The 17523-nt window shown below is 41.3% G+C and carries 11 protein-coding genes; 5 read left to right on the top strand and 6 right to left on the bottom strand.

Going from position 1 to position 17523, the window contains the following annotated elements; genetic code table 11:
- The first annotated feature begins 432 nt into the window (after positions 1-432).
- On the top strand, positions 433-1968 hold the full coding sequence (gene trpE, locus F6K23_RS13040; RefSeq protein WP_293155694.1) for an anthranilate synthase component I: 1536 nt from the start codon (positions 433-435) through the stop codon (positions 1966-1968).
- Positions 1969-3991: 2023 nt separating this feature from the next.
- Here the strand turns inward: trpE and F6K23_RS13030 are convergent.
- A complete protein-coding gene (locus tag F6K23_RS13030; RefSeq protein WP_293155691.1) occupies positions 3992-4960 on the bottom strand; it encodes an SDR family NAD(P)-dependent oxidoreductase in 969 nt (322 codons plus the stop codon).
- A gap of 43 nt (positions 4961-5003) precedes the next feature.
- Between F6K23_RS13030 and F6K23_RS13025 the strand changes: the two genes are divergently transcribed.
- Positions 5004-6248, top strand: a complete 1245-nt coding sequence (locus F6K23_RS13025; protein WP_293155688.1) for an alpha/beta hydrolase — start codon at positions 5004-5006, stop codon at positions 6246-6248.
- A gap of 1605 nt (positions 6249-7853) precedes the next feature.
- On the opposite strand, the gene F6K23_RS13020 is transcribed toward F6K23_RS13025, so the two are convergent.
- The 5 genes from F6K23_RS13020 to F6K23_RS13000 form a co-directional block, all read right to left on the bottom strand.
- Positions 7854-8873 carry a zinc-binding alcohol dehydrogenase family protein gene (locus tag F6K23_RS13020; protein ID WP_293155685.1) on the bottom strand — a complete coding sequence of 340 codons (1020 nt, stop codon included), beginning with the start codon at positions 8871-8873 and terminating at the stop codon, positions 7854-7856.
- Between the two features lie 280 nt (positions 8874-9153).
- Positions 9154-10017, bottom strand: coding sequence for a DUF4437 domain-containing protein (locus tag F6K23_RS13015; protein ID WP_293155682.1), 864 nt, complete (start codon positions 10015-10017; stop codon positions 9154-9156).
- Between the two features lie 170 nt (positions 10018-10187).
- Entirely contained in the window at positions 10188-11006 is an 819-nt protein-coding gene (locus F6K23_RS13010; protein ID WP_293155679.1) for an SDR family NAD(P)-dependent oxidoreductase, read from the bottom strand.
- Positions 10999-11181 (bottom strand): hypothetical protein, encoded by a 183-nt coding sequence (locus F6K23_RS13005; protein ID WP_293155676.1) that lies wholly within the window; start codon positions 11179-11181, stop codon positions 10999-11001. The genes F6K23_RS13010 and F6K23_RS13005 overlap by 8 nt, the downstream gene beginning before the upstream one ends.
- A 39-nt stretch (positions 11182-11220) precedes the next feature.
- On the bottom strand, positions 11221-12066 hold the full coding sequence (locus tag F6K23_RS13000) for an enoyl-CoA hydratase/isomerase family protein (protein WP_293155673.1): 846 nt from the start codon (positions 12064-12066) through the stop codon (positions 11221-11223).
- Between the two features lie 814 nt (positions 12067-12880).
- Here F6K23_RS13000 and F6K23_RS12995 point away from each other — a divergent pair.
- The 3 genes from F6K23_RS12995 (at position 12881) to F6K23_RS12985 (ending at position 17442) form a co-directional block, all read left to right on the top strand.
- Complete coding sequence (locus tag F6K23_RS12995; RefSeq protein WP_293155671.1) at positions 12881-13222, top strand: helix-turn-helix domain-containing protein; 342 nt, start codon at positions 12881-12883, stop codon at positions 13220-13222.
- A gap of 236 nt (positions 13223-13458) precedes the next feature.
- Entirely contained in the window at positions 13459-14790 is a 1332-nt protein-coding gene (locus tag F6K23_RS12990; protein WP_293155668.1) for a Rieske 2Fe-2S domain-containing protein, read from the top strand.
- 858 nt (positions 14791-15648) lie between these two features.
- On the top strand, positions 15649-17442 hold the full coding sequence (locus tag F6K23_RS12985) for a carotenoid oxygenase family protein (protein WP_293155665.1): 1794 nt from the start codon (positions 15649-15651) through the stop codon (positions 17440-17442).
- Positions 17443-17523 lie beyond the last annotated feature (81 nt).

The raw sequence follows: 17523 nt of genomic DNA, 5'->3' as shown, positions 1-17523 counted from the left end.
TAACTGGTCGGTTATTTCCGCCATCCTTCACTAGGATCAGTATCAACATTATTAATGCTCTCACCATCTCCTGTAGCTACAGACGCTTAATCAGTCAGCATACCTTAATATTGAGAATTGCACAATTTAATGAAAGAAAATAACAACATAATCAAGAGTATCTTTGTTGTGATATTGGGTGGGTCATTTCAGTTATCAGTACCTCTCTGTACCTGAAGTAAAGTGAATTGAAATATTGAACTTGATTTTTTTTCATCCCCTTGAAAGGGCGAGACCTTATTTTTTGGTCATCAATTAAAAAATTGACAAAATAGCCATTCTATGCTTAATGGAGATGATGATAACTATGCCAATAAAATGACTGAAGCTACCAAATAAATTCCTCCCAGAAGGTATTGGTTACTGAATCTCAAATCTAAAACCTCAAAATTTATGATATTTCCAGACTTCTCCCAATTTTCCCAACTAGCAAAACAAGGTAACTTTGTTCCTGTCTACCAAGAATTGGTAGCAGACCTCGATACTCCTGTTTCTGCTTGGTATCGTGTCTGCGCTGGTCAACCATACAGTTTTTTACTAGAGTCAGTTGAAGGTGGGGAGAAAATCGGACGGTATAGTTTTCTTGGCTGTGATCCATTGTGGACATTGGAAGCAAGAGGCGATCGCACTACCCAAACTTACCGGGATGGCACAGTTAAAATTTTTGAAGGCGACCCATTTGATACTCTAGATAACTGTCTGCGAAACTATCAACCTGTCAAACTACCTCAACTACCACCTGATATTGGTGGCTTATTTGGTTTTTGGGGTTATGAGTTGATTCGGTGGATCGAACCTCGTGTACCTGTTTACCCATCTCCTGAAAATGATTTGCCTGATGGTTTATGGATGCAGGTTGATAATCTTTTGGTTTTTGACCAGGTAAAACGGAAGATTTGGGCGATCGCCTATGCAGACCTCCGCTCTCCAGAAATAAATTTAGAGGCAGCTTATCAACAAGCGTGCGATCGTGTTTCTCAGTTAGTAGATAAATTACAATCTCCTCTATCACAACAAGATACTTTATTAGAATGGCAGCCACCTGGTGGAAAAAATCGAGAAGTTGGAGACATCTATAGTAGTAATACACCCCGCGAACAATTTTGTGCCAACGTTGAAAAAGCTAAAGACTACATTAAAGCAGGAGATATTTTTCAGGTAGTTATTTCGCAACAACTTTCAACGGAATATACAGGGGAGCCATTTGCTCTTTATCGTTCTCTAAGATTAATTAACCCTTCTCCCTACATGGCTTATTTTAATTTTGGTGATTGGCAAATTATTGGTTCGAGTCCGGAAGTTATGGTGAAAGCAGAAAATACCCCTGATGGCAAACGTCTTGCTACGGTGAGACCAATTGCCGGAACTCGTCCCCGTGGTAAAACTTATGCAGAAGATAATGCTTTAGCTGAGGAATTGTTGCAAGACCCGAAAGAAAGAGCAGAACATATTATGTTAGTCGATCTAGGTCGGAATGATTTGGGGCGTGTTTGCCGAGTGGGAACGGTAAAAGTTGATGAGTTAATGATAATTGAACGTTATTCTCATGTGATGCACATTGTTAGTAATGTGGTGGGAGAGTTGGCAGATGATAAAACTGCTTGGGATTTATTGAAAGCTTGTTTTCCTGCGGGTACTGTTAGCGGTGCGCCGAAAATTCGGGCGATGGAAATTATTAATGAATTAGAACCTTGTCGTCGGGGTGCTTATTCTGGGGTTTATGGACATTATGATTTTGAGGGTCAGTTGAATAGTGCGATTACGATTAGAACTATGGTTGTTCGGCCGAAAAATAATGGTAAACACACGGTAACTGTGCAAGCGGGAGCTGGTTTAGTTGCTGATTCTGTGCCGGAAACAGAGTACGAGGAAAGTATTAATAAAGCCAGAGGTTTGTTGGAAGCAATCCGATGTTTGAAAAAGAGTTGAAATAGCAGTCAGCACCTCAGCGGTCAGCTATCAGCTTCTAGTTGCGTGTATAGAAACCATTTGGTACCTCCGCAAAGGTGAGGGTTTTTGCCAGAGGAGTCAGGAGTCAGGAGTCAGGGGGTTGAGAAATAAAATAGAAAAATGCCCCCATCTCCCCATCTCCCCATCTCCCCATCTCCCACACTCCCCACACTCCCCACACTTCCCACATTTCCCACACTCCCAATCATAGAACCCAAATGGGTTCTACAATGGGGGATACTCAAGAGAAGCAGCTCCGCGTCTACAAACCCCCATTAACACGCACCACTAATTTTTCAAATAAGCGTGGGGGACTTACAGCGCTTTTGCTGAGTGATGAACCACATAGTCATAGCCAAAACCCTGTAAGGGCAAATGGGTATTCGCCCCTACTAGACATCTGTTCAATAATTGATAATGGATAATTGATCATTACCTCTCCCTAAAAGAAAGAGGATTGAATAAAAGGAAAATTAGGCGTTGGTGAATGTGTAATGCTTCAGATAGGGATTGGCACAGTCTTAAATTTTAAGTCGTACAATAGTAAGGAAATAGAATACTTAAGCATTTTTAGAGATGGGTGAGTAATATCATGTTCGGTTGAATACTTATAAATAACTGTTGTGAGGAGTCAGGAGTCAACCCACCCCTAACCCCTCCCAGGAGGGGAAGGACCGAGTCAGGAGGGAATAAAGGAGAAAAAGAGGAAATATTGGAGAAAAGTCAAGATAATTTCAGTATTTATTTGGCACTATCGGTATTGTCAGTCCTTAATTTTATTTATAACTGACCCGTCCGAACATCATATAACATAAAGTTTTTCGTTTTAATCTTGCGTGGGTAATGTCTTAAACGAGTGTTTTCACCCTCTACTCTGGTCATGTAAGTTTTACTAGCAAGATGGTGCAACTGGGCTGAATATAACTTTGATAAACTCTGTAACCATCTGTTACATACCAAAAACGCGAGCCAACAACTCTATTATTTGCCACAGTAACTCAAAAGTTTGACGAGAGCGATCGCCAATTACCCAAAGTAAAATTCCTTCTTTCCAATGATTCACGCTCTGTCTAAATCCAGACTTTGTTCTTTTTAGCTGCTACAAAGGTTTGTAATATCAAATCCGGTTAATTGCACATAAAAAAATTCTCCAATCGTCATAAGTAGGCTCATCTTTGTAATTCTCTCTCCTTCTGACTCCTGACTCCTGACTCCTGACTCCTCCTGAGTTAACCATTCTATAACTGTTTAACCGGACTTGATATAATTCATCTATTTCTTTAGCATGCAGGAATTTCAGTATCTCAGGGTTCATGACTATAATTCTTCTGCTGCTGGCGCGGGCCCAGTTAATGATGGTTGGATGATTGATTTGAGTTACTCTAGCTTAAGCTCTCAATCCCATACCATTAAAATACATTTTCAGACATAGTTGTTTAACAGAGCGGGTGATCTGCTTTGGGGTGAGGAGATTAAACTTGCTTTTTGGTCCACAGTCGTGACAACTTAAAGAATTGTTTTTGCCGTAACGTCAACCATTTTTCTGATCACGAGAAGATTGGCATGACAGACAGTACATTTTTTCTTGAGTTTGACAACAATTTTATTCTTAAGCATTCTATATTCACCAACGCCGAAAATTAATTCATTGTTTCTCCTTTAAAGGAGAGGATTTTTACCGAATAATTAAGGTAAAAATCAAAAATCAAATCAATTATCACACATAAATTATCAATTCTTTCCCCTCCTGGGAGGGGTTATATCATGTCCGGATAATTAGTGATCAAAAAAACTTTCTCCTTCTTTCTCCTTCTTCTTCTTCTTTCTACCCTCCTGTCTCCTGTCTTCCCCTCCTGGGAGGGGGAGGGGCTAGGGGTGGGTTGTCTCCTGACTCCTTCGTCGTTTATTTATAACTGTTCAACCGGACATGATATTAGGGGTGGGTTCCCTACTGCCTACTGCCTACTCCCTACTCCCTATGCATGGAGGAGATGTATAATAATTAAATTTGAGGTGATGCCAGCCTTCCCCATAACAATAAAAACCAAGGGATTTTGAAATTTGGTATTAACCAGGCATATTTTCTCAGTGCAGGAACAGTAAAAGGAATTAAAAAACGAAGGGAACGTAGAGATATAGGACAATTACCATTCTCATCTACAATATTATATTTTTCAGCAAGTTCAGCAACAATCCGCACCTTACCCGTATGACTCATAATACTTGGTTCAGCAGCCAGATTCGCAATAACTCTACCTATAAACAAAGGAGTTTCCCAATTTTCACGATCACCAAAAATATCTACAGTATTACTTTGACTCAATTGATTGGTAAAATTAATTATATGCTCTGTACCGACAATCCCCGGCCAAATAGATATAGAAGCAATATTATCTGCTTTTAACTCTACTGCCATATCCGCTGCCAGGCGATCGCTTGCTGCCTTACCCGCACCATAAGCAGCACCAAATAGATAAGACATACCACCCCAGGAAGAGATAGTAAAGATAATTCCCCCCCCACGAGGAGCCATCATTCGGGCAGCAAATACACTGCTAATATAGTGACTGCGAAGACCTACATTATTCACAAGATCCCAAAGACTAGGTTCAGATTTCCAGAATGGCTGACCGTAGGCATCTCTAATGGCCTTTACTCCTGAGAAGACATTGTTCACTAATATATGGAGTTGCCCCTGTTGTTCATTTTCAATGCGCTCAAAGAGTAACCGTACTTGCTCGTCATCCGCATGATCTACTTGAACGGGAATACACTTACCACCAGCTTTTTCAATAGCTAACTGTGTTTCCTGGAGAGTACCGGAAACGCCATCATTAACACAAGGTTTTTCGAGACTACGACCTGTAATATAGATAGTAGCACCGGCCTCACCTAAACCTATTGCAATGCCCTTACCTATACCCCGCGTTGCTCCTGTAACCAATGCTACTTTACCTTTCAGGTCTGTCATAATTACTTACTATAGTTTACCAAATACAGTTTAGCGAAAAACGATGCTTCAACCAAACTTATCAGAGATTTTACAGTTCTGGTGGTTAGTTCCGTTGCTATTGAGTATATTAGGACTTTTTTTCAGTCTCTGGATTGTAATTCCTGCTCCGAATTCTTTTCTTTTACCTTTGGCAGTGGCAACTCCAGAAATTAGCCCTTGGCTGATTTGCCTGAATCTGCTTGCGCTTATACTAACAGTTTTTATTCACAAAACTTGGTGGTCTGCTCTCATTTTCATCTCTAGCTTACTTAGCCTAATATTAAGTTTACTGCCACTGAGCCAGCTAGCTACTACCAACACTAACTTTGCTGTTGAGATGGAGACTGTTTTGGGAACAGACTATTTACAAAGTGTTCCTGAAGACTTAAAAGCCCAAATGCGTCCCCAACCATTTGTCCTTGCAGATGTTTTTCGTGGGCTTCCTAAAAAGGAAGTTCAGACTCAAAGAGGTATTGTCTTTGCCAGTCCCGATGGAGTAGACCTCAAACTAAATGTTTACCAGCCTTTAGTTACACAAAAATTGCATAACTTTCCTACTGTGGTAATTGTCTACGGTGGAGCTTGGAGACAAGGCAGTCCTGATAATTATGAGAGGTTTAGTTGTTACATAGCAGCTCAAGGCTACTCAGTAATAGCTATTGATTACCGCCATGCACCCAAGTATAAATTTCCCGCTCAAATCGAAGATGTACGAGCAGCCTTGCAGTATATTCAAGCCCATGCGGATAATTTGAAAGTAGATATTGAGCGCATAGCGATAATGGGCCGTTCAGCAGGAGGCCATTTAGCAACTCTGGCTGCTTACGAGCAAGGTGCTATGCCTTTTCGAGCAGTGGTAAGTTACTACGCACCTAGTGACTTAATAGAAGGGTTCCGCAATCCACCTTTTCCCAATCCTATCAATACAAATACTGTCCTGCGGGATTTTTTGGGAGGAACACCAGACGAACTCTTAGAACTCTATCAAAAAGCTTCTCCCAAAAGTTATGTTAGAACTGCTCTTCCCCCTTCTTTACTAGTTTATGCAGGCCGCGACCATATAGTACAACCTAAGTTTGGACGAATTTTATACACTCAACTGCGAGCAACTGGCAACCAGGCTATTTTTTTAGAAATCCCCTGGGCTGAACACTCCTTTGACGCAGTTTTTCCTGGGATTAGCAATCAGCTTGCTTTGTATTATACCGAACGCTTTTTAGCATCTGTGCTTCACGGGGTGATATCAAATCCGGTTAAACAGTTATAGATTGGTTAAGTAAGGAGGAGTCATATCATGTCCGGTAGCATCGGTCTTGTATAGTAAATAGGCAACAGGCAACAGGCAACAGGCAAGAAAAAAACTTAAATTTCCTGTAGATATCCACGCTAACTTTTACACAAACGATTGCCGTCGGACATGATATCAGGTAGTAGGGGCGTTAACGATAGTTATGCGAAGCAAACGGCCGTTCGCCCGTACAGGAGTCAGGAGGAGAGAGAATTAGAAAGATGAGCGTCGTTATGGCAATTGGATATTTTTTTTATGTCCAATTAAACGGATTTGATATAACGATTGTTGGATAAAGGTTTCAACTATTAAGATACTGTCTAAACTCTTGATTTTTCGCGTTTGATAATAATAATCATTTATCAAAATAATATGGGTCTAAAACCCCGCCTTTTAAGGCGCAATAAATATTTTTGGAGAGTTGCTCACGCATCCCCTACTTCCCCTCCTGGGAGGGGTTAGGGGTGGGTTAACTTCTGAGTTCTGACTTACAGCGGTTTTCATTTCGATAGACCACAGTAGGGGCGTTAACGATAGTTATGCGAAGCAAACGGCCGTTCGCCCCTACAAGGTTTTGGTTATGACGATGTGGTTCATCCATCTGAAAAGCGCTGTATGACTTCGTTAAAGTTATGTTTCCTTGTTGCTAAATATCAACACACCATCTTCGAGTGCCCCATTTTGTTGAGCAGGGGATCCACCCCTAGCCCCTCCGCCTCCTGGGAGGGGGAGTGGGGGAGAAGTCATTTCAGTTATCAGTTATCAGTTATCAGTGAACCTCCGACTGAAGTCGGAGGCTTGAAATACTGAACTAAATATTTTTTTCATCCCCTTAAAAGGGGAGGCACATACCCTCATTTTTTGGTAAAAAGTAAGAATAATTAATAGAGTTGTTGGGAATTAAGCTAAAAAAATGGCTAAAACCATTATTAGTCAATGTTTATAGTGTTTTTTAATTCTCCAACCCTGAAAATCTTATATAGTAAGCTTTTGAGGCTTTTGAATTTTTATTTCCCAACAACTCTAATATTAACTGGGCTATTTTTAGCAAAAAGGTGATTCTACCTGTTTTGACATACTCCCGACGTTGCCCTTACGGGACAACGCGGGATTCTTCAGTCTGGGAAACCCTGACCGCTGTTTAGACAGAGGTGATGTCCTCCCCCTGTGTTGGACCTTACCATAACAAAATGTACCTAGCTTGTCAAGGGCATATGAACGTTTAGCTTATGAAGGTATCCGAATCTTGGCCCTGGCTTGACCATACGACGCTCCCCTGCGGGAGAGCGCGGGACTTCCCTGGCGGGAAGTTAATTAATTAATAACTGAAGTCTTACCCAAGTATAGTGTTACTTTTAGGAATTGGTATAAGAGGAAAAGCTGCTGCATGAGCAAAATCTAAATTATTGGGTTTGCGACCAACAATTCTGGCATCCACTAAATGAAATTCGCTGTTGCTACCAGGACGAGTAATATCTCCTGCGTAATAAACCTCTTGTAAGGGTTAACGGCCAACCCCTACAATATCTGGTAGTTATGTGTAAATCCTAGTGTTATACCTGAAAGCTGATAGCTAGTTAAAAATTAATTCCATTCAGCTAAAACAATTTTTCCAATAGTTCTACCCTTTTCAAGACGTTGATGAACATCCCGTAAGTTTTTAGCATCGATCGGTTTGACTACCTCATTGCAAGTTGTAACAATTACACCATCTTCGATCAGTTGACTCAACTCATTAAGTAAATTAGTTTGCTCTGCCATATCTTCTGTTTGATACATGGATCGAGTAAACATAAATTCCCAAACAAAGCTAGCACTCTTACTCTTTAAAGTTTCCATGTCTAACGGTTGTTCGTTTTCCACAATGGAACAAATCGTGCCTTGGGGTTTAATTGCTTTAGTCATAGCTTGCCAGTGACCATCGGTGTCGTTCAAGCAAAGAATATAATCGACATTTTGATAACCGATTTTCTCAATTTCCTCCGCAAGATTATTTCGATGATTGACCACTTCATCAGCACCCATTTTTTTACACCAAGCAATAGTTTCAGGACGAGAAGCTGTAGCAATAACATTAAGCTTGGCTAGCTTTTTCGCTATTTGAATCGCAATAGAACCAACTCCCCCTGCACCATTGATAATTAAAATGGATTTACCTGCATCTGCTCCTGTTTTATCAATATTTAATCTTTCAAATAGAGCTTCCCAAGCAGTGATACCAGTAAGAGGAAAAGCTGCTGCATGAGCAAAATCTAAATTCTGGGGTTTGCGACCGACTATTCTGGCATCCACTAAATGAAATTCGCTGTTGCTACCAGGACGAGTAATATCTCCTGCATAATAAACCTCCTCTCCAGGTTTAAATTGTGTTACTTCTTCTCCAACTTCTACCACTACACCTGCTGCATCCCAACCAAGAATGCGGGGTTCGGATTCAACCTTATCTTGAGGAGAGCGGACTTTATAATCTACTGGGTTAACGGAAATTGCCTTAACCTGTACCAATAAATCTTTGCCTTTAGCTGTGGGTTTAGGGATTTCCACATCTAACAGACTATTTTCGTTATCAATTGGTAAATATTGAGTTAAACCTACTGCTTTCATGGATTTTACCTCCAAATTTTAAATATTATTAGGTTATTAGGAACGGCCGAGATTATACTAATCCCCATACATTAGCGCTATACTTGGGCAATACTTCAGTTATCAACTAATCGGTACAAGCAAAATCACTTTTTTGCTAATTTTAGCTAAGTTAATGTTAATTACTCTTATGTTTGCTTCTCCCTGTACGGACGTTGCATGCAACGTCCCTACCTACTACCCTACTCCCCTGCTCAATAAAATGTAGAAAAGTTTTTGAGAAATGGTATTACTTCTTGAGCTACGCCGGAATGACATCAAATTTGCCATTCGTGCGTACATAGATGATGCTCTCTTCTCCTGCTTCAGACCAGACTTGATGCACCGACTCTTCCTTCAAGCTGAAATAACTGCCCGGCACCAAGGTCTTGAGAGCGATCTCACTCGTCACTTGGTACTTTGGTTGACCCTGGATTACCACAGCGTGGAATGTCGAACCGTGGCTATGTATCTTTCCAGTAAATCCAGCCGGTAGCTTGACAAAACTCCCGTATAATTGATCGTCCTGTGGGTTACCCCAAAGAAAGGCTACCTTTGCTCCATTGGCAGAGGCTGGCATTCCGGGTTGATCGATCCAAACAATGTTCGATGGGTCCACGTTAATCGGTTTGTCATCGCTAGGAAACGCCTCCTCAGTGGGAAGGACAAGATACGGCCCTTCATCGATCTCTATGTATGCCATGTTGTTGCTACCCTCGGCAGCAGTAATGTGTACACCTCCGGCTGGCTGCGTCCAGAAAGAACCCGTCGGCAGCCACATCTTCTCCGCATTCGGGTCATCGTTGTGAACGGTGCCGCTAATGGCCACTCCACGGTAGGTGATATTGTGAATGTGAGGTGGGGACGAGAAGCCGTCCACAAACTCTACTAGGAAGCCTGAAGGCCCGGAGCCAGTGCGATCGCCCCAAAGATTACCAGCCCGAGGGCTTTGGTCGCCACGGGCGGGGTTGAGGGGTCCCCACTGGACTTCGGACCTTAAGACGACCTCGGAGGTTGGCTTGGCTGCTAATTCCGGCTCGATGCTTTGAGATGTGACTTGCGCGCAACCCAAGGCGGTTACGAAGAGTGCAAGTGCGAGTAATAAAAATCTTCTTATGTTCTTCATGGGGAAAATTGTTGGTAATCACTTATTTGATGTACTACCAAAGTTTAACAGGAGGACTTACGCATGAGATCAGAAAAACTAGGATTTGAGATTGCTTTCCGTTCAGGACTGCTCCGCAAACCCTGTCGGTCGCTTCGGACGAAAATACGTTGCAGGTGCATAAGTCCTATTTAAGCTAAAATAGTTTCAATAATCCGTACAATATCTTGGCATTTTCGTGTATTAAGTACATGGGGATGCGGAGAGACAAACTGACCTAAATCATTGTCGAAATACTTGCCTGAAGAAGTTTTGAACTCATCCGTCAATGCTGCGCGAGTAAGTATTTCTGCCCCAATACGAATATCGTTGCCAGTCACTCCAAATGCCTGCTTTACCATTTTGCTACCGAGCATCGACCCAGGGTTAATCGCGATGATTATAGGACCGTTCTCCTTAAGGGAAAGTGCCAGACTGCGCGACCACATTGTAAGCGCCAGTTTACTTTGTGCATAAGCGGCTCCGTCAGACAACTTGACTCGTCCAGCCACTGCTTCTGCTTGGACAGTAGATTGAGCAGCAGAGGACAAATTAATCACCCTTCCTGAAGTATCGAGCAGTGATAATAACCGTTGTGTAAGCAGATAGGGAGCGATGGTATTGACAGCAAAGCGTATATCAAGACCATCCTGGGTAACAGGATCGGGCGCATTATAGACACCTGCATTATTAATTAAAACATCAAGTTTAGAGTGCTTTTCCGCTACAGTTTTCGCGAGTTCCTCGACATTATCCATGAGCGACAGATCGGCTATATAAATTTCAACAGGTCCGCCACCTTTGAGTTCAAGAAGCGTTTTTTGCACTTGTTCGAGCTTTTTTGGATTACGACCATGCAATAACACATGGTGCCCCAGTGAAGTAAGCATCTTCGCTGTTTCCAGTCCAATACCATCGGTAGAGCCAGTAATTAAAATAGTTTTTTGCATGGCTTTGTCTCCTTTATCCATTGAAGTCTGGCAGGTTCTCATCTGCTAAACGTTTCAGTGTTGTATCAATATCGGCTTTATTAAAGCGCAGGTTCAGTGCAACATGATTTACACCGATCTCTTCTCGGACGCCAGATAACAGCATCATCAAGCAAATCAAGGGCTGCTGAAACATTTGCTGCACAGAAGTGTTCAAAAAAATCACAAACGGTTTGTTTATTCTTTTGAGTGTCCATTATTCTATTTCCTGAATATTGATCACTCCTTGCTCCCAGTTACGCTGGTTCTCTATATCATATTGAAGGCTTGTGTCATCTGCGATTTGGAAACGCTTAATTGCCGGTGTTTTACTTGTTGCCTGATAGAGCCAGTAAGCTTCTTCTTTGAGGGCATCTTCGATTGGCTTATCGATTGAAGCATAAACAGCCTGCTTACAAGCATTAATCGAATCAGCTGGGAAATGGGCGATGCGTTTTGCCAAATTATCAACATAAGCACCTATTTTGTCAGCATCGAGAGCTTTATTAATAGTGCCATAGGCTTCTGCTTCGTCCGCATCAAAATCACGGGCACTTAAAATAATTTCCAATGCTCTGCCCAAACCTGCCTGACGAGCCATGCGTGATGCGCCACCACCACAAGGCAGGATGCCCATACCAACTTCCATCTGCATGAATTTTGCCTTGCCACGAGCGGCAAAGCGCATATCACAAGCCAGCGCAAATTCATGGCCGCCACCCCGTGCGAACCCTTCGATTTTAGCGATAGTCGCCTGTGGTAATTTACTAATACGCTCCAGGGTTTTCTGTAGATAGAGCAGTTCTACCTCGTCGCGCGATACTGCTGTTGTAGACATATCTTTGAGGAAATTAGTATCGGCATGAGCTACAAAAATCTCTGGGTGCGCAGATTGAAAAACAACAACTTTGACGCTACGATCGCCCTCAAGTTTTTCCGCCAAAAGATTTAGATCGTCTAGCATAGGAATGCCTTGAACATTCACAGGAGGGTAATCAAAAGTAACAGTAAGGACTGTTCCATCCTTTGTTGCCTTGAATGTAGTGTAGTTTTCATCAGCCATATCTATCTCCTTTTGCAAGTTGTTAAAAATTGAACATCTAAAAGTTTCCTCATGGGATACTTAATGAAGTCAAAAGTCAGAAGTCAGTAGGGGCGAATGGCCATTCGCCCGTACAGAAGTTAACCCACCCCTAATCCAACCCACCCCCGCCCCTCCCAGGAGGGGAAGTAGGGGATTTGAGCTTCGCTCCAAAAATATTGCGCCTTAAAAAGCGGGGTTGCGCAACCCTTATGATTTTGATAATTGGGAAACTGCGTAGCTTCAGCTCACAAAGGAACAATTGCAGAACAGTTATAGCGCTGTGCGCAAGCAACAGCTCCGGAAAGCAACAGCTCATCTGGGGGAATAAATTGCTGACAATATAAGATTTTAGCTATTTAGCCCCTCCTGCAATTTGTAAATATACCAGCGCTCATTGCTACATAAGTGTCCGCGAACTAAAACCAATGGTTCTTTCTGTCCTCTGTCTTCGTTTATAAGTTATAGAACCCCTAACCGTATCTTTGGAAGCAGTATGTGCTTTTGGCTTCTGTCCTCAGTCTGAGCGAGCCAGTGGAAATTCAGGAACGAGAATGGGGAAAAAGCGGATGAGACCCCGCGTCGCCCAATAGCAAACCTGGTAGCTTCCCTTGCAGGTAGAAAAATACTCTCATCTCCCCATCTCCCCATCTCCCCATCCCCCCATCTCCTTCTCTATAGATCCGTTTAGGGGTTCTATATGATTAAAAGTATAATAAAAATGCAAATAATAACAAGTAGGTACAATTTTTTTATATAGTGACTTAAAAGTAACTATTGAAAGGTTTAGAGAATTATGACGCAGAAAAATAATTACGATCGTCCCTATGGGTGTTCTGTCGAAGCCACGTTATCGGTGATTGGTGGACGGTGGAAACCTGTGATTATTTTTAATCTCTTGCAGAATGATGTATTACGTTTCGGCGAATTGAAGAAAAAAATTAAAGGTATTACGCAGCGTATGCTTGCTAATCAACTACGCGAATTGGAAAAAGATAATATTATCGCACGAAAAGTCTATGCTGAAGTGCCACCACGAGTAGAATATTCGCTTACAGATTATGGTCGTACTCTGGAGCCAATTATGATTTCTATGAGAGATTGGGGAGCAGAGCATATGAATGTAAAATGTGATTAGTCTTTGTCTTTGTCAAGTAATAAAAATTAGCTCGTTAAAGTAGTTAAGAACTCTAAAAACATTATTTCATGAAAGTCAGAATGCGCGAAGTGAAAGTTGATAGACTTAAAGCATTGACGCTTACAATAATTTCAGCCTATTATTCCACATCATCAGTTGTTGACTATTTGTGACATCCTTAGAGTAAATTAGTATAGATGAGACAAATTGAACTAAAAACTACTACCTAAAATAAAATGCAAACCGAATTTAATTTTTTTCAGCACTGGTATCCTCTTTCTCCCATTGAAGACCTAGATCCAGAAATCCCAGTTCCTGTAACTTTGTTGGGAATACGTTTAGTCATCTGGAAGCCAAGATATTCTGAGAATTACCAGGTATTTTTAGATGTTTGTCCTCACCGTCTAGCACCCTTAAGCGAGGGTCGTATTGATGAGAAAACTGGTAATTTAATGTGTAGTTATCATGGTTGGCAATTTGATTCTCAAGGTATCTGTACTCATATTCCCCAAGCTGAAAATCAGCAAATTATAGCAAAAAATCAACAAAATTTCTGTGTAACTTCATTACCAGTACGCCAGGAAAATGATTTACTCTGGGTTTGGCCGGATGCTCAAACAGCAGAACTAGCTGAAACTACACCCCTACCATTATCACCACAAATAGATGCTGAGAAAGGTTTTGTGTGGTCTTCTTATGTCCGCGAACTCGAATATGATTGGCAAACTTTAGTAGAAAATGTAGCAGATCCTAGTCATGTTCCTTTTGCTCATCATGGGGTTCAGGGGAATAGAGAAAAAGCCAGACCAATATTTATGGAAATTGTACAATCAACAATTGATTTAATTGAAGTTTTTAGTCCTGGAAATTTGCCGACAAAAATTACTTTTGAACCACCTTGTCGTTTAGAGTATGAAATTAGTATTGGTGGCAGTGGAAAAAAAATAGGACTTGTTACTTATTGTTTGCCTGTATCCCCTGGTAAATCTAGAATTGTTGCTCAGTTTCCCAGGAATTTTGCTAAAACAATTCATCGACTGACACCGCGTTGGTGGGATCATATTAAAACTCGGAATTTAGTTATCGATGGAGATATGATTCTATTAAGTCAACAAGAGTATTTACTTAAACAAAAACAATTAAATGAAAGTTGGAAAACAGCTTACAAGTTACCTACAAGTGCAGACCGTTTAGTGATTGAATTTAGGAACTGGTTTGATAAATATTGTGATGGTAAACTACCTTGGAGTAAAGTAGGAATTAGCATACAAAATAACTCACTAATAAATAATAATCGTGCTTTGATATTGGACCGCTATCAACAACATACTCAGCATTGCAGTAGTTGTCGGCAAGCATTGAAAAATCTACAAAGATTACAAATTTTCCTGATAAATTATTTCATAATTATTGTGTCTGGAGTTGCTATTATTCCCGATAATTTGCGGATTAAAATAGGTTTACCTTTAGTAATTACAGCACTTTTGGGAATGGGGATTTATGCTTGGTTGAAATTGTGGTTAATTCCTCAATTTTACTTTATTGATTATATCCATGCTAAAAAATGAATTGCTTTCAAAAGTATGCAAAATATGTGTTCAACAATTAATAATTAATAATTAATAATTAATAATTAATAATTACCTCTCCTTGAAAACGGATAGGATTGACTCAAAAGAAAAATTTTTATCTCTTGGTCGATTGGATATGGTTAGGAAATCCATCCATCCCTCGACCACTTGTTTCTCCTTGTAGAGCGACAGCTCGCGGCGCAGCCAAGGAGACGCTTTAAACGTTAATTATTCCGTAACAAGATACAAATACTGTAAGCATTCAGCCGTCAGCCATCAGCTATCAGCTATTACTCTTAGTTTAGGATAAAAGCTTTATTAATTGTCTTACAGCGCTTTTCAAATTGATGAACCACATCTTCACAAGCAAAACTTTGTAGGGACGTTCCATGGAATTTCCCTACTGTGGTCTACCCAAATGAAAACCGCTGTATTACAAAAGTTGGCTCCCTTGCCCTTAAAGTCTATATTAATTTAAATACTGTCCTGAAGGAGAGAGTCTTGTTGCTGAAGTCCGCAGTTCCTCCGCAGGAGGCTAGCTGACAGCTAATAGCTGTTTGCGCAGCATTGCGCAGGAAATGCTTACCAAATACTAATTTATATCATGTCCGGATAAGAGCGTGATCAAAAAACTTTCTCTTCATTTATAGCTTAAAATTCCCTCCTCATAACTCATTGCTCATAACTCATTACTCATAACTCATTACTTCTCCATTTTTATTTATAACTATTCAACCGGACATGATATTAGATAGTCACTAAATAAGTCCTATCAATCTCTTGCAAAATTACTGATTTTGTGATATTATATATCCTGAATTAAATGGTTTCAAATAACTTCCAGAGAGGAAATCTATGAATTCTGTCGCTCTTCCTAATAAAACACGCTATCAAAACACTACATCCGTTGACCTCGATCTCAATACTATTGAGGGAACTGTACCTGGGGATATGATGGGACACGCATTTTGGATAGTACCTACACCACAAGGAGGGGATACCCCATGGTTTAATGGCCGTGGACAATTGTATCGCTTAGATTTTAACAGCGATCGCGTCCATATTAAAAGTGCTCCCTTTGAAACTCCTTCTGTGATCTGCGATCGCAAAATTCAAGAAAAATCTCAATGGCAGTTATGGAGAAGGCTATATCGGTTTCGTAATCGTGGTGGTTTAGCTCGTATGAACCTCTTATTGGGGGTGCAAAACCAATGTAATACTGCCTTGCAAGCTTTTCGAGACCCAGAGAATGGTTCTTGGCGGATGATGGCTACAATTGACTCGGGTCGTCCGTTTGAGTTTGATATGACGACCTTATCCCCCGTAACCCCGGTAGGATCAAATAGTGAATGGAAAGCAATGGAAATTGATGGCATCCCTGGAGTTGGAGACATCAAGTTTCCCTGGATATTTCCCATGCACATGAGTGGTGCTCATACTGCCTACGACGAAAATACTGGAGAGATTTTCTTAATTAATCCTGTTTTTGAAATGCCCCTAGCTGCTGGTTTAATTGAACCTGATACCCATTTGCACGTTTGGGATGGTGCAGGAAAATTTACAACTACTCGAATTATTGACGATAGCACGGGGAAACCAGTAGTTATCAAACAGTCTACCCACCAAATTGCCGTGACACGCAATTACGTCGTCATCATCGACACAGCATTTTTAATCGAATATATGCGAATGGTTTTCTCAGGAGTGCGGGCGGAACCGCAATCTGCCTATAACCAGATTTGGTTTGTACCGCGATCGCAATTGGATGGAGGAGCAGCAGTTGCCAAACACGTCGAGATTCCGCGCGAGTGCGTTCACTTTTTTGCCAACTATGAGGATAACGAAGATTGGGTCACTTTGCATTTAGTTCATGCTTCTGGCCATGATGTTAGCGAGTCGCTTCAGCGATGGGATGTGCGGTGGCCTACTCGACTAGAATTTGTTCCTCCAGAGTTTTATGGCTCCCCTCCCGGCGTTTATGACCAGCAAGGATTTGGTAAATACGTCGTCAACGCTCAAACAGGGGAAATCAACAGTGATGAAAGTGGATATAAGTTCTTTGAGAAGTTCTGGGGAGTTGCGCTTCCCACCTACAGTGGAATTCAAGGAACGAGTCCAGGGCAATTTGAAAATATTTGGGTTAATTTCTACGGTTATATGAGCGAAATGGTTCCCAGAAGGTTGGTGGAACTGTACGCTAATCATCCATTCCGAAATGTTCCAGTGGACGATCTACCCTCTTGGAAAGAAGCTGGTATCCTACGGTGGTCTCCTACTGATATGGAAGTAAAAGATTTTTGGGCTGTACCTCGTGGTACGAGTTTCACGACTCCGATTTATGTTCCTAAGCAGGGTCAAAGCAATGAGTTAGAAGGGTATGTGGTGGCAATGCTGACTGTACCTAGCGGACAGTCAGAATTCTGGATTTGGCAAGCGGGAAATCTGGCAGCAGGTCCGATAGCAAAACTGCGACACCCAGATGTTCAGTGTGGTTTTCCACTGCACTCAGCTTGGGTACCAGAAATAGCTCCCCGAAGTTCTAGTTATAAAGTGGATCTGCGTTCAGATACTGATATTAACAAGCATCAGCATTTACCTGGTTGGATTCGGGATATTTTTGAGAAGGATATTTATCCAGCGTTTGATTAATAATAGAGTTTAGGACTTACGCATGAACGCTATTGGTAGGGTGTGAAGCCCGCTAGCGTAACGCACAAAGACCCTGTATGT

This window comes from Okeania sp. SIO2C9 (assembly GCF_010672455.1).
In the GTDB taxonomy this organism is placed as follows: Bacteria; Cyanobacteriota; Cyanobacteriia; order Cyanobacteriales; family Microcoleaceae; genus Okeania.
This window is presented reverse-complemented; position numbering and strand designations above follow the sequence as displayed.